The organism is Microbacterium sp. SORGH_AS_0454 (genome assembly GCF_031453395.1).
Lineage (GTDB): Bacteria > Actinomycetota > Actinomycetes > Actinomycetales > Microbacteriaceae > Microbacterium.
Genome location: NZ_JAVIYS010000001.1, coordinates 2,762,852 through 2,784,267, shown reverse-complemented (window position 1 = coordinate 2,784,267; position 21,416 = coordinate 2,762,852). Strand labels below are relative to the sequence as shown.

Here is a 21,416-nt window from a genome sequence, read left to right as displayed (position 1 = left end):
CCTCTCGGTGTGGTGCGTTACTTCTTGGTCTCAACGTCGCCGGACAGGGCGGCGATGAACGCCTCCTGCGGAACCTCGACGCGGCCCACCATCTTCATGCGCTTCTTGCCCTCTTTCTGCTTTTCGAGGAGCTTGCGCTTTCGGGTGATGTCACCGCCGTAGCACTTGGCCAGGACGTCTTTGCGGATGGCGCGGATGGTTTCTCGCGCGATGATGCGCGCACCGATCGCGGCCTGGATGGGCACCTCGAACTGCTGGCGCGGGATGAGTTTGCGCAGGCGCTCGGCCATGAGCGTGCCGTACGCATAGGCCTTCTCGCGGTGCACGATCGAGCTGAACGCGTCGACCTTGTCGCCCTGCAGCAGGATGTCGACCTTGACCAGGTCGGCGGTCTGCTGACCGGCCGGTTCGTAGTCGAGGCTCGCGTAACCCTGGGTGCGCGACTTGAGGTGGTCGAAGAAGTCGAACACGATCTCGCCGAGGGGCATGTGGTAGCGCAGCTCGACGCGGTCCTCGCTGAGGTACTCCATGCCGAGCAGGGTGCCGCGGCGCGTCTGGCAGAGCTCCATGACGGTGCCGACGTAATCCTTCGGAAGCAGGATGCCGACCTTGACGATCGGCTCCGAGACCGAGGCGACGCGCCCGTCGGGGTACTCGCTGGGGTTGGTGACCGACACGGTCTCACCGGTGTCGGTGGTGACCTCGTACGTCACCGACGGCGCGGTGGTGATCAGGTCGAGCCCGAACTCGCGCGAGAGACGCTCGGTGATGATCTCGAGGTGCAGGAGGCCCAGGAATCCGCAGCGGAAGCCGAAGCCCAGGGCGACCGAGGTCTCGGGCTCGTACTGCAGCGAGGCGTCGGAGAGCTTGAGCTTGTCGAGCGCCTCGCGCAGCTCGGCGTAGTCGCTGCCGTCGATCGGGTAGATGCCCGAGAAGACCATGGGCTTCGGATCGGTGTAGCCGGGGAGCGCATCGGTGGCGGGCTTGCGGTGCGTCGTGATCGTGTCGCCCACCTTGGACTGACGTACGTCCTTCACGCCCGTGATGAGGTAACCGACCTCGCCGACGCCGAGACCCTTGGTGGGCACCGGCTCGGGGCTGGACACGCCGATCTCGAGGGCCTCGTGCGTCGCGCCGGTCGACATCATCTGCAGTCGTTCGCGCGGCTGCAGCGAACCGTCGATCATGCGCACGTAGGTGACGACGCCGCGGTAGGCGTCGTAGACCGAGTCGAAGATCATCGCGCGTGCCGGGGCGTCGGCCTTGCCGACCGGGGCCGGGATCTTCTCGACGATCAGGTCGAGCAGCTCCTCAACGCCCATGCCGGTCTTCCCGCTGACGCGCAGCACGTCGGCAGGGTCGCCGCCGATGAGGCCGGCGAGCTCAGCGGCGTACTTGTCGGGGTCGGCCGCGGGCAGATCGATCTTGTTCAGCACCGGGATGATCGTCAGGTCGTTCTCGAGCGCCAGGTACAGGTTGGCCAGCGTCTGAGCCTCGATGCCCTGAGCGGCGTCGACCAGCAGGATCGCGCCCTCGCAGGCGGCGAGAGACCGACTGACCTCGTAGGTGAAGTCGACGTGCCCGGGCGTGTCGATCATGTTGAGGGCGAAGGTGCCGTGGGTGGTCGACCACGGCATGCGCACGGCCTGCGACTTGATCGTGATGCCGCGCTCACGCTCGATGTCCATGCGGTCGAGGTACTGCGCCCGCATATCGCGGTCGCTGACCACGCCGGTGATCTGCAGCATGCGGTCGGCCAACGTCGACTTGCCGTGGTCGATGTGAGCGATGATGCAGAAGTTGCGGATCTGCTCCGGCGGAGTGGCAGACGGCTCGAGGGGCTTCAGGGCGCGCGGTGACATGTTCCGTCGATTCTACGGTGGCGCGCCGACATCCCCGTCCGCGGGTGCTCCGGGTTCCGGCATCCGGTGCTTCTGGCGCCCTGCTTCTGACGCGAGATCACGTGATCTGGGCAGAGCCACACGGTACGTCGTGTGACCTGGGCGAGGCTACGTGATCTCGACGCAGCGGGGCCTGGGCGCCCGGCGGCTCTCGCGCTTCTACGATGGATGCCGTGGCGGTCCGGGTCGTGCTCGTGCACGGCATCCGCACGTCTTCGACGATGTGGCGCGCACAGGTTGCTTATCTGCGAGACCGAGGTACGCCCGTCACCGCCGTCGACCTCCCCGGGCACGGGACGCGCCGGGGTGAGGTGTTCTCGCTCGATGCGGCGTTCGCGACGATCGATGGCGCGGTTCGGGATGCCGCGACGCTCGGCCCCGTGCTGCTGGTGGGGCACTCGATGGGTGGGCTGCTGGGCATCGATTACGTCGGCGGCGAGGATCGGCCTCCGGTGGCGGGGCTCGTGGCGGCGTCTTGCACCTCGATCCCCCGCGGAATCGGGCTGTCTGCCTACCGGTTCTTCACGCGACGCTTCGACAGCCTCCCCGATCGCGGCCTGGGCCTGACGAACCGCGTGCTCGATCGCACGCTCCCTCCGGAGACGCGGCCTGACTTCGGAGCCGGCGGGTACGCCTTCGACGCGCAGGACACGGCCCTCGCTTCGCTTTCGACGCTCGACCTGCTGGCATCCCTCCGCCGGATCGACGTGCCCCTGTGGTTCGTGAACGGGCAATGGGACCAACTGCGGATGAACGAGAGGTTGTTCCTCGCCGTCGCGCGCCACGCGGAGCTCGTCGTGGTCCCGCGCACGACGCACCTCGTCACGGCGATGCGACCGCGCGTGTTCAACACGCTGTTGGAGGTGGCGCTCACCACGATCGAGGCAGCGACCTGATAGACTCGGTCCTTGGCTTGCGTGTGGGGTTTTTCCCGACCTCCACGATCGCCGGTGCAGCGCCCCTCTACCGCTCGCCCGGCACAATCCCATACTCACTCAAACGAAAGACCCTCGACGTGGCGAACATCAAGTCGCAGATCAAGCGCAACAAGACCAACGAAAAGGCGCGCGAGCGCAACAAGGCCGTCAAGAGCGAACTCCGCACGCACGTGCGTCGCACCAACGAGGCCGTCGTCGCCGGTGACAAGGAAGCCGCCCTCAAGGCGCTCGCCACCGCGACCAAGAAGCTCGACAAGGCCGTGAGCAAGGGTGTCATCCACCAGAACCAGGCCGCGAACCGCAAGTCGGCCATCGCGAAGTCGGTCGCCGCTCTCTGAGTCGCCGATTCTCGAGGCCCGCTCCGCATTGCGCGGGGCGGGCCTTTTGCTATGCGTCGACCTGATCTGGCTCGACCTCCGGCGGCCCGCATCGGCCGCGTCGGCTCACCGGTCGACGACGCGGTCGTGCAGGCGTTCGAGTGCGGGGAGGGCCGCGGCGATGGCCGCGGCATCGCCGTCGGGGAGATCCTGGAGCGCGGCGACGAGCACCGCGGTCGCGGCGTCGTCGAAGGCGCGCAGTCGCGCGGCGGCAAGGGGGGTCAGCCCGACCTGGGTGCGGCGCCCGTCTCCCGAGACGAGACGTCGTTCGACGAGTTCGCTCCGCTCCATCTGCGACAGCAGGTTGCTGACGGTCGACCGCGCGAGACCGAGCGCGTCGGCGAGCTCCGACGGGGTGCGGGTACCGGTCGTCGAAAGGCAGCGCATGACCTCGATCTGCGCATCGGGGATGTCGGGCAGACCGGCGGACGACCGGGAAGCCCGCGAGACGGCGCGGCGGAGGGGGCCGAGCCGGTCGCTCAGCAGTCGCGCGGTGATCGAGGTGCCCTCAGCCATGGGGCAAGTGTACGAGTCCGAAGTGTTTGACAGAAAACTAATTTGGTCACAAAATCATCGCATGGATATCACCACCACCGTCGCCCACCCCGAGCCGACCCAGGATCTTTCCGGCATCGTCGGCCACCGCTTCATCTACACCTACGCCAACGGCTGGCAGTACGAGATGTACGTCAAGAACGCCACGACGATCGACTACCGCATCCACAGCGGCCATGTCGGCGGTCGCTGGGTGAAGGATCAGACGGTGGACCTCGTCGCTCTCGCGCCGGGTGTCTATAAGGTCTCGTGGAACGAGCCGACGGGTACGAGCGTCGTCGTGAACGTGCTCCCCGCGTCTCGAGTGCTGCACGGCACCATCTTCTTCCCGCGCTGGATCGAGCTCGACGGGCACAAGACCGTGCTCTTCCAGAACGACCACCTCGACGACATGCAGCGCTACCGCGACGAGGGTCCCACCTACCCGATCTACGTCGTTCCGGAGTTCGCCCACATCACGCTCTTCGAGCACGTCGGCGAGAACGACGAGACCGTGATCGACACCGCCCCCGGCGACCTGCCCGCCGGCTGGTCGGAGCGGACGAACTGATGGCCGCCGACCCGCGACTCACGCCCCTCAGCCTCTCCCACGGCGGTCGCACTCTGCGCGGATGGCAGTGGGAGCCCGTCGCCGGCGCCTCCGCCGACGCGCCGCGAGTGCTCCTGGTTCACGGCTTCAGTGCCGACGCGACGGGCGGGCACCAGCTGTTCGTGCAGACGGCGCGTCACCTCGTCGATCGTGGCGCCGTGGTTCGCAGCTACAGCCGGCTCGGCCAGGGCGTGAGCGACGGGGACTTCGCCGACATCACGATCGGCGACGAGATCCATCAGGTGGTGGGCATGATCCGTGCGTTCGCCGTCGAGGGGCCCGTCGATGTCGTGGCGCACAGCCTCGGCGCGGTGGAGTCCGCTCTCGCCGCGGCACACGTGCCCGAGCTGGTTCGCACGTTGACGCTGTGGTCTCCGGCGGGCGTCGTCGTCGACGACATCACGGTGCACGACGCCATCCAGGGCCAGCCGCTCGCGCCGGCTCGCGAGCAGGGCTGGTTCGATTTCGGGGGGATGCCGCTGGGTATGGCGTTCATCGACGAGGTGACCGCGGGGCTCGACGTGTACGGCCCGGTCGCGAAGTACACCGGTCCCGCGGATGTCGTACACGGAACGCAGGACATGATCGTGCCGGTGGAGTACGGCACGCGATACGCGGATCTGCTGCCGGGCGCGTCGCTCACCGTCGTGGACGGCGCGGATCACGGGTGGTCGGCCACACCGTGGCGTCGGCGTCTGCTCGAGATCCTCGATGCGCGGATAGCGTCTGCGGCCTGACTCCGACCCCGCCGTAGCGTCGCACAGGCGCGCTGCGGCGGGTCGGAGCGATCCGCACGCGCAGACGGCCGATCAGCCGCCGTAGGGTGCCCGTGTCGCGATGATCGTGATCATGCGCTCGAGAGCGAAGACGGGGTCTCGCGATGCGCCCTTGACCTCGGCGTCGGCGCGTGCGGTGGCGTGGATCGCCATGCCCAGCGTGTTGCCGGTCCACCCGACGAGGTCGCGGCGGGCACGGTCGACCTGCCAGTCCTTCATGCCGAGGCGCTGCGCGAGCATCGACGACGACTCCCGGGTTCCCGCGACACGAGCCATGGTGCGCAGCTTCATGGCGACGGCGGCGACGAGGGGCACGGGATCGGCTCCGGATGCCAGCGCGTGCCGCAGCGCGAGAAGAGCGGGGCCGTACTGGCCGGCGATGGCGGTGTCGGCCACGGTGAAGGCCGAGGTCTCGACGCGCCCCCCGTAGTAGCGCTCGACCGTGCGCTCGTCGATGTCGCCGGGGACGTCGGAGATGAGCTGCTGGCAGGCGGCGGCGAGCTCGGTGAGATCGTCGGCGAACGCGGAGACGAGCGAGCGGAGGGCGACCGGGGCGATGCGCTTCTGCGCGGCCTTGAACTCGCCGACCGCGAAGTCGAAGCGATCCGAGTCTCGCTTGACGGCGGGGCAGGCGATCTCGATGCCGTTCCCCTGACCCGCGCGGATGCCGTCGAGCAGCTTCTTGCCGCGCACGCTCGCACCCGTGTGACGAAGGACGACCGTGGCGCCCTCTTGCGGGTGGGCGAGGTACGACACCGCCTCGGTGAGGAAGGTGTCGCTGCATTTCTCGACGCCGCTGATTCGCACGAGGCGGGGTTCGCCGAACAGCGAGGGCGACGTGACGCTGAGCAGGGTTCCGGCGGCGTAGTCGTCGGCGCGGATGTCGGTGACCTCGAGGCTCGGGTCTTCGCTCTTCAACATCGATCGGATGCCCGCGATCGCGCGCTCGGCGCAGACCTCTTCGGGGCCGGAGACCAGGACGAGGGGCGCGGGCTGGGGAGACCGCCACGACACCTGCGGAATGGCCGACTTCGCCTTGGCAGGCGCGGTGCGTCGGGGAGCCGGGGTCACTCCCCCAGCCTACCGATCGGTTCCGACATCGCCGGTCGACGAGGGACTCCCGACATCCGCAGCCGCCCGCTCTCGCCACAGTGCCACCCGCCCCTCACCGTCGAGCCAGACGGCCAGGGCTCCGTCGCGATCGGTGCGCGCGGCGGTGGTGCCGAGAGACGTCAGGATGCCGAGGAGCTTCGCGGTCGGATGACCGTAGTCGTTGTCGGCGCCCACACCGATGAGCCCGATCCTCGGGAGGAGGCCTCGGTAGAGCAGCGCATCCTGGTCGGCGCTGCCGTGGTGCGAGACCTTCACCACCTGCACGCGCGGAACATCGATGCGGCGTCGAAGAGCAGACTGCGCCTGCTCACCGAGATCGCCGAGCAGGACGGTGCGGGGAAAGCCCCTTCCGACCACATCGAGGGCGACGGACGCGTCGTTGCCGGGGTTGGCGTTCGGCGGCGGCCCGAGAACCTGCCACCGCGTCGTGCCGACGGATCCCGTCAGACCGATCCCGGCGGGTCGGATCCGCGCCCCCGCGGCGGCGAACCGGTCGAGCAAACGTTCGTCGGCCGCGCCATCGGGTGGGCCGTGGACGACGAGATCGGCTCGGCCCACGACTGCCGACGATCCGCCGACGTGGTCGAGGTCGAAGTGTGTGAGGACGACAAGGTCCAGCCGGTCCACCCCGAACGTCTGCAGGCACCGCGTCAGGGCTTCGGGCTCGGGTCCGGTGTCCACGAGAGCGACGGCGTCGCCTGATCGCCACAGCGTCGCGTCGCCCTGACCGACATCGCACATCGCGACCTGCCACGCGCTGGGTACGGTCAGGGGGCCCGCGACCGTGCGCACGGCCGTCTGGCCCAGCACGAGGCCGAGGACGACGGCGACGGCGGCAGAGGACAGCGCGGTGATCCGGGGAAGCCGCCGGGGCCGCACGACGCAGACGCTGATGGCCGCACCCACCACGGCCAGCAGCGCGGCCCCCGTGAGCCCGTCGGGCCACGGCAGGTTCTGCGCCGTCACCGCCGCGGTGGTGTGCGCGACCGCGGCGATCCACGCCGCCGGAACCCAGGCGAGGGCCGTCAGTCCGTCCCGAAGCCAAGGAAACGGGGCGATGCAGGCCAGGGCCCCCGCGATCGTCGCCGGAGCGGCGGCAGGGTCGGCGATGAGATTCGCCGCGACGCCGAGCAGGGGGACGTGCGGGTCGATGAGCACGATCAGCGGTCCGCACACGAGCTGGGCCGAGGTGGGCACGGCGAGGGCGAGTGCGAGGGCGCGTGGCATCCAGCGCTCCAGGCCGCCGGCCAGCGGTCGGGCGAGCACGAGCAGGGCACCGGTGGCGGCGGCCGAGAGGGCGAAGCCGAGGGACCGGGAGAGCCACGGGTCGACCACCAGCAGCACCGTCACCGCGAGCGAGAGCACCGCGACACCGATCGCGGGGCGCCCGAGCGCCAGCGCGAGCATGGCCACCGCTGCCATCGCGGCGGCGCGGACGACACTCGGCTCGGGTGTGACGAGGGTGACGAAGGCCGTGAGCACGAGCATCGCGCCGACCACCCGCACGACGCGGGAGGCACCGCAGAGCGCCAGGAGAGCGAACGCCGCACCGACGACGATCGCGCAGTTCGCCCCCGACACCGCGGTGAGGTGCGAGAGCGAGGACGCATTCATCGCGGCTTCGGTGGCGGGGTCGAGGCTCGAGGTATCACCCACCGCGAGACCCGGCACAAGACCCGCGCCCGGCTGCGGAAGGCCGCGCGTCGAGGCGACGAGTCCGTCGCGGAGCCCCTCGAAGAACGCCCACATCCCTGTCGGAGTCGAGGCGGACTCGATCGAGGTCACCCGCACGACGAGCGCGGCTCGCTCCCCCGGGTCGGAAGGGACGGCCCTCCCTGTCAGCCGGACCTCGCTGCCCATGCTCGCGGCGGTCAGCGCGGCCCGCCCCTCCGCATCGACGAGGACGCGCGTGGGGATCGTACCCGTCACGCTCAGCTTTCCCGCGCGGACGCTCGACGCGACCGCGTCGAACCACGCGCCGCCGTCGGGCGACCCGTCGATGCGTCCGGTGACGATCACCGCGAGGGTGAGTTGCCTCCCCCCGCCGGCTTCGAGCGCGGCGATCTGGGAACGGGTCGGACCCACGGACGCAACGGCCCCCGCGGTCGCGGACGAGCACGCGAGAGCCACGGCAACGACGGCCAGCAGCGCCACGCCACGCCACGCGAGGAGCGCGGTGGCCACGCAGGCCGCCAGAGCGAGGGCCACCGTGAGCGGGGCGGCATCCGGGATCAGGGTGGCCACACCGGCCGTGATCCAGGTCGCCGCGGCGACGGAGACCGCGCGGAGAGAGCGCCGGCGCGCCCCGGGGCGACCCCTCACACGCGCACCAGGTCTCGCAGCCCGGCGAGCATCTTCTCGCCGATTCCCGGCACGGAGAGCAGATCGTCGACGCTGGTGAATCGACCGTTCGCCTCGCGCCACGCGAGGATGCGGTCGGCCATCGCCGGTCCGACGCGGGGAAGCTCGTCGAGCTGGTCGCGGGTCGCGGTGTTGAGGTCGAGCGGCCCGCTCGAGCCGCCGCCCGCGCCCGAGGCGGGAGCGGCCGTCTCGGCCCCGACGACGGGGACGACGATCTGCTCCCCGTCGGCCACGGGACGGGCGAGGTTCAGCCCGTCGCGCTGCGCGTCGTCGGCGAAGCCCCCGGCTCGGGCGATCGCATCGGCGACCCGGTCACCGGCGTCCAAGCGATACAGTCCCGGCTCACGGACCGCTCCCGCGACGTGGGCGTACAGCCCCGACGCCGCCGGTATCGCCCGGGAGGAGGAAGAGGGCGATGCCGTGGGCTCGATGACCTCCGCGCCGGTCGCACCCCGCAGCATCCCGATGCAGATCGTCACGGCGAACGCGAGGAGCACCAGTACGATGACCGCGCCGATCCCCAGGCGGGTGCGCGGCTGCAGGGCACCGTTCGACGGAGGTTCGGCCCCGCGCTCCCCCGGTGCCGCTGCAGCCTGCGGGGACGCCTCGCCCACGGCACGCGAGGCCATCGCGGTTTCGGGAAGGGGCGTATCGGTCACGCGACGACGCTAGGCAGACGGGCCCCGCCGCGCGGGCGGAAACTACCGTTCCGTGGACAAGCGGTTGCTATCGCCGGATGTGCAGAACCCGCGCCTACCCTGGAGCGATGTCTCCGAACGCCTGGCGCGCCCTGGTCTCCGCACTCGCCGACGACAGCGCGCGCGAGGTCTACGCGCGGATCGTGCTCGACACATCCGTCGAGCCGGCGCTGGACGCGCTGTCGCCCGGAAAGCGGAGGCGCGTCCTCGACTCCCTGCGTGAGGCGGGCCTCATCTCGCCCGATGGGGCGGGGTGGCGCATCGAGCCCGACGTCTTCCGTGTGGCTCTCGCCGCCGCACCCTCGCCGCCCCGCCCGACAGGTGCGAACCGCTTCTTCGTCGACGGTCGGCTCGTGACGTACCCATCCCGGGCCGCCGATCGCGACGAGGTTCTCGCGCGAATCGCCGAGCGGATGATGCAGCCGGGCGAGACGCTGAGCGAGGGAGCCCTCAACGACCGGCTCGCGGAGGTCGTCGACGACGTCGCGGCCATGCGTCGCTACCTCGTCGACGCCGGGCTTCTCGATCGCGCCCGCGACGGAACGATCTACTCCCGCCCTCGCTGAATCCCGCGACACCGCCCCCGAAAACGCCGGATGCCACGCCCCCGCACTCCGCAGAGCGCCGAGGACGTGGCATCCGGAACAGGAACCTACTTCGTCGAGAAGCTGACCACCTTCGGCGGACGCACCACCGCGCGCACGATCTCGCGCTCGCCCAGGGCGCGGACGATGCGCTCGTCGCCGCGGGCGAGGGCCTCGAGCTCGTCGGCGCCGATCTTGGCCGAGACCTCGAGCGTGCCGCGCACCTTGCCGTCGATCTGCACGACCGCGGTGACCGTGTCTTCCACGAGCAGCGTCGGGTCGGCCTGACGCCAGGTCGCGAGCCCCACGAAGCCGTCGTAGCCGAGCGTCGCCCACATCTCTTCGGCGGTGTGCGGGGCGAAGAGATCGAGGGTCATCGCGATGACCTCGGCCGCCTCGCGGACGGCGGGGTCGCTCGCGCCGGCCTTCCCGTCGATGGCCTTGCGGGTGGCGTTGACCAGCTCCATCAGGCGGGCAACGACGACGTTGAACTTCGTCTGCTCGACGAGGTTCGCGGCATCCGCCAGCAGACGATGCGTGACACGGCGGAGCGAGGCATCGCCCTCGGCCCAGACCACGTCGGTCTCGCTGTCGACGTCGTGGGCGATGCGCAGGGCACGGGCGAGGAACTTCGCCGCACCCGTCGTCGAGACGTCGTTCCAGTCCTTGTCGTCTTCCACGGGGCCTGCGAAGGCGAGCGCGACGCGCAGGGCATCGGCGCCGTGGGCGTCGAGCTCCTCCTGGAACAGCACCAGGTTGCCCTTGCTCTTCGACATCTTCGTACCGTCGAGGATGACCATGCCCTGGTTGATGAGGCTCGAGAACGGTTCGGTGAACTCGACCAGCCCCATGTCGAACAGCGCCTTGGTGATGAAGCGCGCGTACAGCAGGTGCAGGATCGCGTGCTCGACGCCGCCGATGTAGAAGTCGACGGGGCCCCACTTGTTCGCCTCGCGGGCGGAGAACGCCTCGGTCTCGCTGTTCGGCGACAGGAAGCGCAGGTAGTACCACGAGCTGTCGACGAAGGTGTCCATCGTGTCGGGGTCGCGCAGCAGCGTCTGGCCCGTCTCGGGGTCGGTGACCTCGACCCAGTCGGTGGCCGCGCCGAGCGGCGAGGTTCCCTTGGGCTTGAGGTCGAGGCCCTCGACCGAGGGCAGCGTCACCGGCAGCTGGTCGGCGGGCACGGGCGTGATCGACCCGTCTTCGCCGTGCAACATCGGGATGGGCGTGCCCCAGTAGCGCTGACGCGAGATCAGCCAGTCGCGCAGACGGTACGTCTTGGCGGCGCGACCGACCCCCTTCGCCTCGAGCTCCTCGATCATGCGCGCGATCGCGTGGCGCTTGGACAGACCGTTCAGCGACCCCGAGTTCATCATGCGGCCGTCACCGGTCAGCGCGATGCCGGTCTTCACCGGATCCAGGTCGTCGACGTCGCCGAGCGGGTCGATCGGCACACCCTCGTCGTCGAGCTCGATGACGGGAATGGCACCGGTGATGGGCGCCGTGGTGTCGACGACGACCTTGACGGGCAGGTCGAAGGCGCGGGCGAAATCGAGGTCGCGCTGGTCGTGCGCGGGCACGGCCATGACCGCGCCGTGACCGTAGTCGGCCAGCACGTAGTCGGCGGCCCAGATCGGCAGCTTCTCGCCGTTGATGGGGTTGATCGCGTAGTGCCCGAGGAACACACCGGTCTTGGGGCGGTCGGTCGCCTGACGCTCGATGTCGGTAGCGCGCTGCACCTGCGCCAGGTACGCCTCGAACGTCTCGCGCACGCCCTGATCAGCGGATGCCGCGAGCTCGGCCGCCAGGTCGGACTCGGGCGCCACGACGAAGAACGTCGCGCCGTGCAGGGTGTCGGGGCGGGTCGAGAACACCGTGATCTTGTCGTCGCGCCCCTCGATCTCGAACTCGATGTCGGCGCCGACCGAACGGCCGATCCAGTTGCGCTGCATCTGGATGACCTTGCTCGGCCAGAAGCCCTCGAGCTGGTTCAGGTCGTCGAGCAGGCGGTCGGCGTAGTCGGTGATGCGCAGGAACCACTGCGTCAGCTTCTTCTTGACCACCACGGCGCCGCTGCGCTCGCTCGTGCCGTCGGGAAGGACCTGTTCGTTGGCGAGCACGGTCTGATCCACCGGGTCCCAATTGACCAGCGCGTCCTTGCGGTACGCCAGTCCCTTGTCGTAGAGCTTCTGGAACAGCCACTGGTTCCAGCGGTAGTACTCGGGGTCGCTCGTGTGGAGCACCCGGCTCCAGTCGAACGAGACGCCGTAGTCCTTCAGGCTCGCCTTCTGCTGGGCGATGTTGGCGTAGGTCCACTCGACGGGGTCGGCGCCTCGCTTGATCGCCGCGTTCTCGGCGGGCAGACCGAACGAGTCCCACCCGATGGGGTTGAGCACGTTGTAGCCGCGGTGACGCCAGAAGCGCGCCACGATGTCGGAGTAGAGGTAGTTCTCGGCGTGGCCCATGTGCAGGTCGCCCGAGGGGTACGGGAACATCGCGAGCACGTACTTGCGGGGGCGCGTGTCGTCGTCGCCCCCGGCGCGGAACGGGTCTTTCTCGGCCCAAGCCTGCTGCCACTTCGCCTGGATGGCGTGGGTGTCGAAGCCCCCCTCGCGGGGGTCTGGTGCGGAGTTCTGAGACACGGGTGAAGCCAATCGTGAAGGTCGGGAGGCCGCGGGGACCAACTCCCAGGCTATCGGACCCGCCGTCACCACCCGGGCGGCACCCGGGCACCGAGAGCGGCGAGGGGCGCTCGCGCCTTGATCCCCACCTCGGCGACCTCGGATGCCGCGACCGAGCGCCACGTGATCCCGCCGCCGGCGCCGACCCAGGCGGCATCCCGCTCCACGACGACGCTGCGGATGACCATCGCGAGGTCCGCCGCCCCGTCGTCGCCGATCCACCCGAAGGCGCCCGAGTACACACCGCGCTCGGCACCCTCGAGGCGGCGCAGGATCTGCATCGCGGACCGCTTGGGTGCACCGGTCATGCTGCCGGCGGGGAACGCAGCGGCCAGCACCTCTTCGATGGTCGTACCGGGCAGGAGCCGACCCGACACCTCGCTCACCAATTGGTGCACGGTCGGGTACGTCTCGACCTCGAGCAGTCGGTCGACCCCGAGCGTCGACGGTTCGCAGACGCGCGAGAGATCGTTGCGCATCAGGTCGACGATCATGACGTTCTCGGCCTGCTCCTTGGCATCGGCCCGCAGCTCGTCGGCGAGGGCGCGATCGCGAGCGGGGTCCGTGGATCGGGGACGCGTGCCCTTGATGGGGTGGGTGTGCACGCGGCCGCCGCGCACCTCGAGGAAGCGTTCGGGAGAAGCGCTCACCAGCGTCACGTCGCCGATGCGGATCAAACCCGCATGGTGCGAGGCAGAGACCTGCCGCAGCCGCCGGAACACGTCGACCGCGTCGACGTCTCCGGGAACGGTGAAACGCGTGGTGAGACACAGCTGGTAGGCGTCGCCCTCGCGGATCCGATCGCGGCACGCCTCGATGAGCTCGGCGTACCGCTCGGGACTCACGCGGGCGGATGCCGTGCCCCGGTCCGCCGCGGCATCCACCGCCGCAGCCGCCGGCGTGGCGGCGACCCGGGCGGCGAGGTCGGCATCGCCGAAGACGTGCACGCGTCGCCGGGCGTGGTCGAAAGCGAGGAAGGTGTCCACGCGCAGCCAGGAGTCCCGGCCCTCGTACGAGCGCCAACCGACCCAGCCGCCGCGGAACGCACCGGCGTGGTCGACCGCGTCGCCGGGCCCCGCGGCGTGGCGGTGCAGACCCCCGGGAGCTTCGTCGAGACGTCCCGTGCCCATCCAACTCCAGCCCGTCGAGGCCGCTGCGCCCGCGTCGAGCCAGAACGCGTCGCCCGCGGCGGCGAAGACGTGCAGGAACACCGACTCGGGGTCGATCCACCGCGTCAGGGTGAGCGGCGGAACGGATCGAGGCACGCTCCCAGGCTAGAGCGAGGCGGCGGGCCTAGGCTGACGGAGGTGAACGAGATTCTCACGTCGCTGCTCGACCTGGTCCGCGACGTCGATCCGGTGCTGCGCACGGTGGTAGCGGGCGTGGCCATGGTCCTCGAGACCAGCGTGCTCGTGGGGCTCATCGTTCCGGGTGACACCATGGTGATCGTTGCGGGAACCGCGGTCGCCTCCCCGATAGAAGGGGTCGTGCTCGCCGCGGCGATCGTGGTCGGGGCCCTGATCGGCGAGAGCCTCGGGTTCTGGCTCGGCCGGTACTTCGGGCCACGCATCCGTGCCTCGCGTGTCGGGCAGAAGCTCGGCGAACGCAACTGGGAGCGCGCGGACCGGTACCTGCGCCGTCGCGGCGGACCCGCCATCTTCCTTTCGCGATTCCTCCCCGTGCTGCACTCGCTGGTGCCGCTGACGGTGGGCATGAGCGGCTACAGCTATCGTCGTTTCCTCGCATGGACGACGCCCGCGTGCATCGTGTGGGCCGGTCTGTACGTCACGGTCGCGGCATCGGCCGCGGGCACCTACCGTGAGCTCTCCGACCGCATCCATTACGCGGGCTACGTCTTCGTCGGCATCCTGGTCGTCTTCCTCGTGCTGGTCTTCATCGGCAAGAAGGTCATCGAGCGCGTGGAGCGCCGACACCTGGCCGACGAGGCCACCCCCCTCGAACCGGTGGACGGTGACGTGAAAGACTGAGGGCGATGCCTCGTTCCCCTCGCGCCAAAGTGCTCTGGTTCGCCCGACTCGAGCGCCGTTTCCACCGCTGGCGCGAACGTCGAGCGCGCGCGCGCGGTCTGCGCCCCGCCGTCACCGGCTTTCCGGGGTACGGCACCGAGGAGTGGGTCCGCGTCCTCGGCCGGGTGCTCATCGCCCCGCCGATCAAGCGCACGTCGACGGGGGAATTCGCCAGCCTGCGCGGGTGGCGGAGCTTCGCGGCCGTACCCGTCGGCTTCGGCCAGGTCGACATCGTCATCGACGGCGTCACGCACCGCGTCGTCGCGGACCGCGGCGGGGTGATCGATGCGAAGCTGCCCGCGACCCTCTCCCCCGGCTGGCAGAGCATCACGATGTCGGTGGAGGGAAGCGAGCCCGCCGAGACGCGCGTGTTCATCGTGGGGTCGGACGTGCGGTTCGGCGTGGTCAGCGACATCGACGACACCGTCATGGTCACGCTGCTGCCGCGACCGCTGCTCGCCGCGTGGAACTCCTTCGTCGTCGATGAGCACGCACGCCAGCCCGTGCCCGGCATGGCCGTCATGCTCGAACGGCTCACCCGCGAGCACCCGGGCACTCCGGTGATCTACCTCTCGACCGGCGCCTGGAACGTCGCGCCGACGCTGACGCGTTTCATGCGACGCCACCTCTTCCCCTCGGGGTCCTTCCTCCTCACCGACTGGGGCCCCACCCACGATCGGTGGTTCCGCAGCGGCCGAGAGCACAAGGAACAGAACCTCCGCCGCCTCGCCGCGGAGTTCCCGCGGGTGAAGTGGCTGCTGGTGGGCGACGACGGCCAGCACGACGACGCCATCTACACCGGATTCGCCATCGAGCATCCGCAGAACGTCGCCGCGGTCGCGATCCGCAAACTCCTCCCCGCCGAAGCCGTTCTCGCCGGTGGCCGCACGGTGGTCGACGACCATTCGGCTGCCGAGGTGCCGTGGGTGACCGAGTCCGACGGTGCGGGTCTTCTCGACCGCCTCCGCAGCACGGGCGTCATCTCGAACGACGCCTGATTCCGGATGCCGCGGCGCCCGGCGCCGTGCGTACCCCGCTGGCGTGCGCGTCGTCGACGGCCTCCGGTGTCGTGCGGCGGGCGTGGTGCACCGTCGACGTCGTACGCGGCCGCTCCCGGCGTGATCCGATGTCGGAGGGGACGCGTACGGTGGGAACATGTGCGGTCGATTCGTCGTAGCCAACGTGGCCTCCGAGCTCGTGTGGGTGCTGCGCGTCGACGTCCAGGCCGACGAGTTGCCGCAGCCCTCGTACAACATCGCGCCCACCTCCCAGATCGGCATCGTGCTCGACTCGATCAAGAGCGAGCCCCCGGTTCGTCGCCTCGAGGTCGCGCGGTGGGGCCTCGTTCCCGGCTGGGCCAAAGACGTCAAGGTCGGCGCGCGGGCATTCAACGCCCGTAGCGAAGACGTCGAAGACAAGCCGATGTTCCGCGATGCGCTCATCAAACGGCGCGCCGTGATCCCGGCATCCGGGTACTACGAATGGAAGACCACCGAAGAGGGCAAGACCCCCCACTACATCCATCCCGCCGACGGGTCGCCGCTGTTCTTCGCGGGCCTCTACGAGTGGTGGAAGAATCCCGCCCTCGCCGCCGACGACCCGGCGCGATGGGTACTGAGCTGCACGATCCTCACGCGCGACGCGATCGGGCGACTGGGGTCCATCCACGACCGCATGCCGCTGTTCATGGATCCCGACTTCGCCGATGCCTGGCTCGACCCGACGACCGAGAACGTCGGAGACGTCCTCGATGCCGCTATCGACGCAGCACCCGACATGGTCGAGACGCTCGACGATCACGTGGTGTCGTCCGCGGTGGGAAACGTGCGCAACGACTCCCCCGAACTCATCGAGCCGGTCGCGTGACCCTGCTCGCGACCCGGGAGGTCCTGACGCGCGAACAGTGGATGACGGAAGCCGAGGCACACGCGCTCCGCGCCGACGCGCTCACCGCCGATCACCGCGCTCGTGCGAGCCGGGCACAGAAGCATCCGGTCGAGGACTTCCTCTTCACGTACTACTCCTACAAACCTGCCATCCTGCGGCGGTGGCACCCGGGTCCGGGCGTCCTGCTCGAACAGGCCGACGAACGGGCCGGCTGGCGCTGGTACCGGGCGGAGGGCGACGGCGTCGAGGTGGACGCAGCGCGCTTCCGCGCCGAGAGAGGGTCGATGTACCGCGGTGTCGTCAACCTGCTGCGGGCGACCCGCGACCGACCGGCGCAGTTCGGGTGCTTCGGGCTGCACGAGTGGGCGATGGCGTATCGCGCTGACGAGGTGCGGCACGCCGTACCGCTGCGTCTCGGACGTGACGGCACCGACGCGGTGGTCGAGGCCCACGACCTCAAGTGCACGCACTTCGACGCCTTCCGTTTCTTCACTCCCGAGGCCGTACCGCTCAACCGCACGCCGCTCCGTCGCGACGACCAGGTCGCGCGCGAGCAGCCGGGGTGTCTGCACGCGGGCATGGACGTCTACAAGTGGGCGGTGAAGCTCGGGCCGCTGGTCCCCGGTGCCCTGTTGCTCGATGCCTTCGAGCTCGCACGCGATATCCGCACGCTCGACATGCAGGCCTCCCCCTACGACCTCACCGGCTGGGGCTATGTTCCGGTGGCCATCGAGACGCCCGAGGGCAAGGCGGAGTACGTCGCCCGGCAGCGTGGGTTGAGCGAGCGCGGTCAGGCACTCCGACGCGCCGTCATCACGGCCGTGACGGGCCCCGACGACACGCCCGGCTGCGCCGATTTCTTGCCGTCGCAATCTGTGTTGTAAGCTCATGGAGTTGCCTCGAACGGGGCGGAAAACAAAAAACGGGCCTGTGGCGCAGCTGGTAGCGCACCTGCATGGCATGCAGGGGGTCAGGGGTTCGAGTCCCCTCAGGTCCACCTCGAAAGAAGGCCTCCGCTTCGGCGGAGGCCTTCTTCGTTTCCGTCGGGCTCACCCGCCTCGCGTTCACCGCGCAGCACCCCTCTCGGGTATCACGGGTGAGCATTCGGGTTCCGTCGTTCGCCCGGGTCCGCTCGCGTGTAGCGCTGCCAGCGCCCGATGGCGCTCGCATCTCGTACCCGGCCTCCGCGAACCTCGCCGACACCGCGCCGATCGGCCTCCGCCGCGCCCGGGCGTCGACCTGGCGAGCGGCACGACGGAACCGCCTCAGTTCACGCAGGGCACCGATCCCGCGCGCATCGGCTGCTGCGAGTCGGTGTACACAGACGACGTGGGGCTGGGCGATGCCGCCGGCGCGGACGCCGAGGGAGCGTCGCTCGGTGGGGTTTCGGCATCCGTCCCGGCGTCCGAGGTCGCAGCCGGGGCGGGGTGCAGCAAGGTGCTGACCTGGGCCGCGATGGCTTTCTGGTCGACGATGTTCACGCTCTCGCCGTCGATCGTGCCGAAGCGCTCGACCGGCAGAGTCTGGAACGTGACGTCTCCCCCGGCGAGGCGCTGGGCGGTCGAGGCGAGGCTGAGCAGATCGAAGCCCTTGTCGACGGCGACGAACTGCTTCGCGGTGTCGAGAAGATCCTGCAGGCGTCCGAAGTCGGTGAACGTCTGAGCATCGCGGAGTTTGAGCGCGAGCGACACCATGAACGCCTGCTGGCGGCGCGTGCGGTCGAGGTCGGTGAGGAAAACGTTGCGGTATTCCGTGTCGCGACGCTGACGCACGAAGGCCATCGCCTGTGAGGCGTTGATCTGCTGCGCCCCCGCCGCGAAGTTCGCACCGGAGTACGTATCGGCGGTCGCGTGGTTGAGGCACACCGAGATCGGCTGCACGGCCTGGGCGACCCGGTAGAACGCCGCCATCGTCACTTCGACGAAATGGTCGATCGGCACACCGCCCAAGAACTGCGACACCGTCTGCATCTCCTCGGTACGGGCGGCGTCGCGGGCCTGCTGGTAAGCCTCGTCGTCCGACACCCCCGCCGCGCGGAGCTCGTCGTTCTTGGCGGCGAAAGCCCGCCCGTAGGCCTCCTTGATCTTGCCCTTCTTCGTTCCCCCGGGAGCTCCCGCGTAATCGACGTAGTCGTCGCGCGGGATGGACACGGCGACCGCTTGTCCGCCACCCGCGGGGATGTGCACGTACATCAGCACGTTCGTGTTGTACCCGCCGACCGAGGCGTCCTCCGCGTGGATCGCGTCGTAGATCTCCTGCGGGTACGGCTTCCCGTCCTCGTCCACGCGGCTGTCGAGCCCCATGATGAGGATGTTCTGCTCTCCCTCGTCCTGGGCGATGCCCGGTGCGGCGGTCGGCAGGACCGCATCGGAATGATGGATGCCATCGGCCGCCCCGACGAGGTTGACGGCAACGAAGGCCACGGTGCCGACGACGGCCGTGGTGACGATGGCGGCGACGATGAGCAGGAGCCGGCGACGGTTGCGGCGGACGCGGTGCGAGGTCGGTGACACCGACCCAGCATGCGCTCTGGCGTCTATGAATCCGGCGTACGAACGAGAACGCCCCCTGCCATCGGGCAGAGGGCGTCGACGCGATCGGTGTCAGTCGGCGGCGTGGGCCGGCGTGGGAAGCTCGATCGGAACGACCGGGCAGTCCTTCCAGAGGCGCTCCAGGCCGTAGTAGACGCGCTCTTCCTCGTGGAAGACGTGGACGACGAGATCTCCGAAGTCGAGCAGTACCCAGCGGGATTCCTGTCGGCCCTCGCGACGAACGCGCTTGTGCCCGTGCTCGAGGAGCTTCTCTTCGATCTCGTCGGCGATCGCGGCGACGTTGCGCTCGTTGCGACCGGTGACGAGGAGGAAGATGTCGACGAGCGGAAGCGGCTCGGAGACGTCGAGGGCGACGATATCGTCGCCGCCCTTCGCGTCGGCGGCGAGGGCGGCGATCTGCGCCATCTCGCGACCGTTGTCGGTGGCTGTCATCGGAAGACTCCTGTCGTGAAGGCGAGGCCGAGAGTGACGGCCACCGCCAGGAAGAGAGCACCGGTCGTGATGATGAGCCCGATGAGGAGCTTGCTGCCCTTCTCGGGCGCCGGCGGACGAATGATCTCGCCGGGCTGCTTGACCGTGCTGATCGCGGCACTTGCAGCGATCGGGGTGGGTGACGAGGCGGGCGGAAGCTCGCCGTCGAGAAGCACCGCGTCGGCGTCACGGCCGTCGGTGGTGCCGGGTGCGTGTCCGACCGAGCCCAGGCCCTCGGGCAGCTCGAAGGTGCCGGTGATCATGACCTCGCCGGTCGCGGTGACGGGGCCGACCAGCGGAACGCCGGCGGGGGTCTGCGACAGAATGAGCGCGTTGGGGGTCGACACCGCACCGCTGGCGGCGGTGTTGCGCGAAAGGAGCTGGTCGAACGAGTCGGGCAGCGTGACCTCGGGCGTCGCCCCGTCGAGCAGCTCGGAACCGAGGGCAGGGTTCACCACCGAGGCTCCGGGACCGGCGTCCGCGGCGGTCGGAGCGTCGGCGGCGTCTGGCGCTGCCGGACGGAAGATGGCGGGCTGGGCGGACTCGTCCTCGACCTGCGGCTCCGGCGCGGCGCTCTGGTGGGACATCGATGACTGGAGGTCGGAGCTGATCACGGGTACCGCGGCGGTCCGGATCTTCTCCTGCGCGCGCACCTGACGACGGGTCAGGCCGGTGACACCGAAGTCGCCGTCACCGAAAGCTCCGTCGAAGGAGCCCGGGCGCAGGGCAGGGGCGAAGGGCTCATCGCGCGCGGCGGCGGGCGTCGGCTCTTCCGAGACGGCGGGCTGGTGCTCCTGCTCCGTCTCGGTGGAGGACTCCTCGACCGCGGATGGCTCGACCGGGGGCTCCTGCGCCGCAGCGGGCTCGGGAACGCGATCGACGACCACCGACTCGGGGGCTCCGGCCGCGGCGGCCGGGGTTTCGGCATCCGGAGTCTCGCCCTCGCGCTGCGGGACGATGATGGGCGTCGCGCCGGTCTGGCGGAGCTCGCGCAGCTGACGACGGGTCAGCGCGGGAGTCTCGGGGTTCTCGGGAGTGCTCATGCTGTGCTCCGGTAGAGGTGGTGCTTCGCGATGTACTGCACGACGCCGTCGGGCACGAGATACCACACGGGGTGGCCTCGGCGCACACGGGCGCGGCAGTCTGTGGACGAGATCGACAGGGCGGGGATCTCCAGCTGGCTCACGTTCTCGGCGGGAAGGCCCTCGGTGGTGAGGACGTGGCCGGGTCGGGAGACGGCGACGAAGTGCGCGAGATCCCACAGCTCCTGGTGATTGCGCCAGCTGAGGATCTGGGCGACCGCGTCGGCGCCGGTGATGAAGAACAACTCCGCACCGGGGCGCTGCTCCTGCAGGTCGCGCAGGGTGTCGATCGTGTACGTGGGTCCCGCGCGATCGATGTCGACGCGACTCACGGTGAACTGCGGATTGGATGCCGTGGCGATCACCGTCATGAGGTAGCGGTGCTCGCTCTCGGTGACGTCGTCCTTCTGCCACGGGCGACCCGTCGGAACGAAGACGACCTCGTCGAGGTCGAACGATTGAGCGACCTCGCTGGCAGCGACCAGGTGACCGTGATGGATGGGATCGAACGTCCCACCCATGACCCCGATGCGAGGGGCGCGCGTCACCGACATACGGTGGGCCTCAGTGGCCGTGCGCCTCGGGGGTGGGCGTCCCGTGCTTCTGGGTGTACGCCGCCGCCTTGTGCGCGTGACGGTTCGACACATTGCGGTACGACAGCGTCACGAGGCTCAGGGCGACGAAAACCAGGAACGCCACGGCGCCGTACCAGAAGGTCTGGGCCTGGACGTTGCCGCCGTGGTGGGCGCCTTCTTCTGCGGCGTGGGCCAGAAGTGCGACGAAAGTCATCAGTGCTCCGATCAGAGGTCTGCGCGAGGCGCGCG

At 69.7% G+C, this 21,416-nt stretch carries 21 protein-coding genes and 1 tRNA gene; 10 read left to right on the top strand and 12 right to left on the bottom strand.

Annotated elements, in window-relative coordinates; genetic code table 11:
- Positions 1 to 17 precede the first annotated feature (17 nt).
- Positions 18 to 1,862, bottom strand: coding sequence for a translation elongation factor 4 (gene lepA / locus QE454_RS13425; RefSeq protein WP_307460658.1), 1,845 nt, complete (start codon positions 1,860 to 1,862; stop codon positions 18 to 20).
- Between the two features lie 212 nt (positions 1,863 to 2,074).
- On the opposite strand from lepA, the gene QE454_RS13420 reads away from it, so the two are divergent.
- Positions 2,075 to 2,797, top strand: a complete 723-nt coding sequence (locus QE454_RS13420) for an alpha/beta fold hydrolase (RefSeq protein WP_307460661.1) — start codon at positions 2,075 to 2,077, stop codon at positions 2,795 to 2,797.
- Positions 2,798 to 2,916: 119 nt separating this feature from the next.
- Complete coding sequence (gene rpsT, locus QE454_RS13415) at positions 2,917 to 3,177, top strand: 30S ribosomal protein S20 (protein ID WP_210074874.1); 261 nt, start codon at positions 2,917 to 2,919, stop codon at positions 3,175 to 3,177.
- 105 nt (positions 3,178 to 3,282) lie between these two features.
- Here rpsT and QE454_RS13410 read toward each other — a convergent pair whose 3' ends face one another.
- Positions 3,283 to 3,732, bottom strand: a complete 450-nt coding sequence (locus QE454_RS13410; protein ID WP_307460664.1) for a MarR family winged helix-turn-helix transcriptional regulator — start codon at positions 3,730 to 3,732, stop codon at positions 3,283 to 3,285.
- Between the two features lie 61 nt (positions 3,733 to 3,793).
- Here QE454_RS13410 and QE454_RS13405 point away from each other — a divergent pair, with 61 nt between their 5' ends.
- Entirely contained in the window at positions 3,794 to 4,321 is a 528-nt protein-coding gene (locus QE454_RS13405; protein ID WP_307460667.1) for a phenolic acid decarboxylase, read from the top strand.
- On the top strand, positions 4,321 to 5,097 hold the full coding sequence (locus QE454_RS13400) for an alpha/beta fold hydrolase (RefSeq protein WP_307460672.1): 777 nt from the start codon (positions 4,321 to 4,323) through the stop codon (positions 5,095 to 5,097). Before QE454_RS13405 ends, QE454_RS13400 begins: the two co-directional genes overlap by 1 nt.
- 72 nt (positions 5,098 to 5,169) lie before the next feature.
- Here the strand turns inward: QE454_RS13400 and holA are convergent, their stop codons facing one another.
- From holA to QE454_RS13385, 3 genes are all read right to left on the bottom strand, one after another.
- Entirely contained in the window at positions 5,170 to 6,207 is a 1,038-nt protein-coding gene (gene holA / locus QE454_RS13395; protein WP_307460673.1) for a DNA polymerase III subunit delta, read from the bottom strand.
- A gap of 9 nt (positions 6,208 to 6,216) precedes the next feature.
- Positions 6,217 to 8,493, bottom strand: coding sequence for a ComEC/Rec2 family competence protein (locus QE454_RS13390; protein ID WP_307460676.1), 2,277 nt, complete (start codon positions 8,491 to 8,493; stop codon positions 6,217 to 6,219).
- Positions 8,494 to 8,567: 74 nt separating this feature from the next.
- A complete protein-coding gene (locus QE454_RS13385) occupies positions 8,568 to 9,269 on the bottom strand; it encodes a helix-hairpin-helix domain-containing protein (RefSeq protein ID WP_307460679.1) in 702 nt (233 codons plus the stop codon).
- 107 nt (positions 9,270 to 9,376) lie between these two features.
- Between QE454_RS13385 and QE454_RS13380 the strand changes: the two genes are divergently transcribed.
- Complete coding sequence (locus tag QE454_RS13380) at positions 9,377 to 9,874, top strand: DUF2087 domain-containing protein (RefSeq protein ID WP_307460683.1); 498 nt, start codon at positions 9,377 to 9,379, stop codon at positions 9,872 to 9,874.
- Positions 9,875 to 9,960: 86 nt separating this feature from the next.
- Here the strand turns inward: QE454_RS13380 and leuS are convergent, their stop codons facing one another.
- Both leuS and QE454_RS13370 read right to left on the bottom strand, forming a co-directional pair.
- Positions 9,961 to 12,534, bottom strand: a complete 2,574-nt coding sequence (gene leuS, locus QE454_RS13375) for a leucine--tRNA ligase (protein WP_307460686.1) — start codon at positions 12,532 to 12,534, stop codon at positions 9,961 to 9,963.
- Positions 12,535 to 12,599: 65 nt separating this feature from the next.
- Positions 12,600 to 13,838 carry an anthranilate synthase component I family protein gene (locus QE454_RS13370; protein ID WP_307460689.1) on the bottom strand — a complete coding sequence of 413 codons (1,239 nt, stop codon included), beginning with the start codon at positions 13,836 to 13,838 and terminating at the stop codon, positions 12,600 to 12,602.
- Between the two features lie 42 nt (positions 13,839 to 13,880).
- On the opposite strand from QE454_RS13370, the gene QE454_RS13365 reads away from it, so the two are divergent.
- From QE454_RS13365 to QE454_RS13345, 5 genes are all read left to right on the top strand, one after another.
- Positions 13,881 to 14,561 carry a DedA family protein gene (locus QE454_RS13365; RefSeq protein WP_210074858.1) on the top strand — a complete coding sequence of 227 codons (681 nt, stop codon included), beginning with the start codon at positions 13,881 to 13,883 and terminating at the stop codon, positions 14,559 to 14,561.
- Positions 14,562 to 14,566: 5 nt separating this feature from the next.
- Entirely contained in the window at positions 14,567 to 15,598 is a 1,032-nt protein-coding gene (locus QE454_RS13360) for an App1 family protein (RefSeq protein ID WP_210074856.1), read from the top strand.
- Positions 15,599 to 15,755: 157 nt separating this feature from the next.
- On the top strand, positions 15,756 to 16,466 hold the full coding sequence (locus QE454_RS13355; RefSeq protein WP_307460692.1) for an SOS response-associated peptidase: 711 nt from the start codon (positions 15,756 to 15,758) through the stop codon (positions 16,464 to 16,466).
- Positions 16,467 to 16,507: 41 nt separating this feature from the next.
- Complete coding sequence (locus tag QE454_RS13350) at positions 16,508 to 17,371, top strand: 3-methyladenine DNA glycosylase (protein WP_307461247.1); 864 nt, start codon at positions 16,508 to 16,510, stop codon at positions 17,369 to 17,371.
- A gap of 40 nt (positions 17,372 to 17,411) precedes the next feature.
- A tRNA-Ala gene (locus tag QE454_RS13345) sits at positions 17,412 to 17,484 on the top strand.
- Between the two features lie 268 nt (positions 17,485 to 17,752).
- Here the strand turns inward: QE454_RS13345 and QE454_RS13340 are convergent.
- The 5 genes from QE454_RS13340 to QE454_RS13320 form a co-directional block, all read right to left on the bottom strand.
- Entirely contained in the window at positions 17,753 to 19,000 is a 1,248-nt protein-coding gene (locus QE454_RS13340; protein ID WP_307460694.1) for an LCP family protein, read from the bottom strand.
- A gap of 90 nt (positions 19,001 to 19,090) precedes the next feature.
- The gene (gene rsfS / locus QE454_RS13335; RefSeq protein WP_210074852.1) at positions 19,091 to 19,471 is read right to left on the bottom strand and encodes a ribosome silencing factor; all 381 of its coding nucleotides are present in this window, start codon (positions 19,469 to 19,471) and stop codon (positions 19,091 to 19,093) included.
- A complete protein-coding gene (locus QE454_RS13330) occupies positions 19,468 to 20,553 on the bottom strand; it encodes a hypothetical protein (protein WP_307460697.1) in 1,086 nt (361 codons plus the stop codon). Before QE454_RS13330 ends, rsfS begins: the two co-directional genes overlap by 4 nt.
- Positions 20,550 to 21,146 (bottom strand): nicotinate-nucleotide adenylyltransferase, encoded by a 597-nt coding sequence (gene nadD, locus QE454_RS13325; protein ID WP_210074848.1) that lies wholly within the window; start codon positions 21,144 to 21,146, stop codon positions 20,550 to 20,552. Before nadD ends, QE454_RS13330 begins: the two co-directional genes overlap by 4 nt.
- A 10-nt stretch (positions 21,147 to 21,156) precedes the next feature.
- The gene (locus QE454_RS13320; RefSeq protein ID WP_210074846.1) at positions 21,157 to 21,381 is read right to left on the bottom strand and encodes a hypothetical protein; all 225 of its coding nucleotides are present in this window, start codon (positions 21,379 to 21,381) and stop codon (positions 21,157 to 21,159) included.
- Positions 21,382 to 21,416 lie beyond the last annotated feature (35 nt).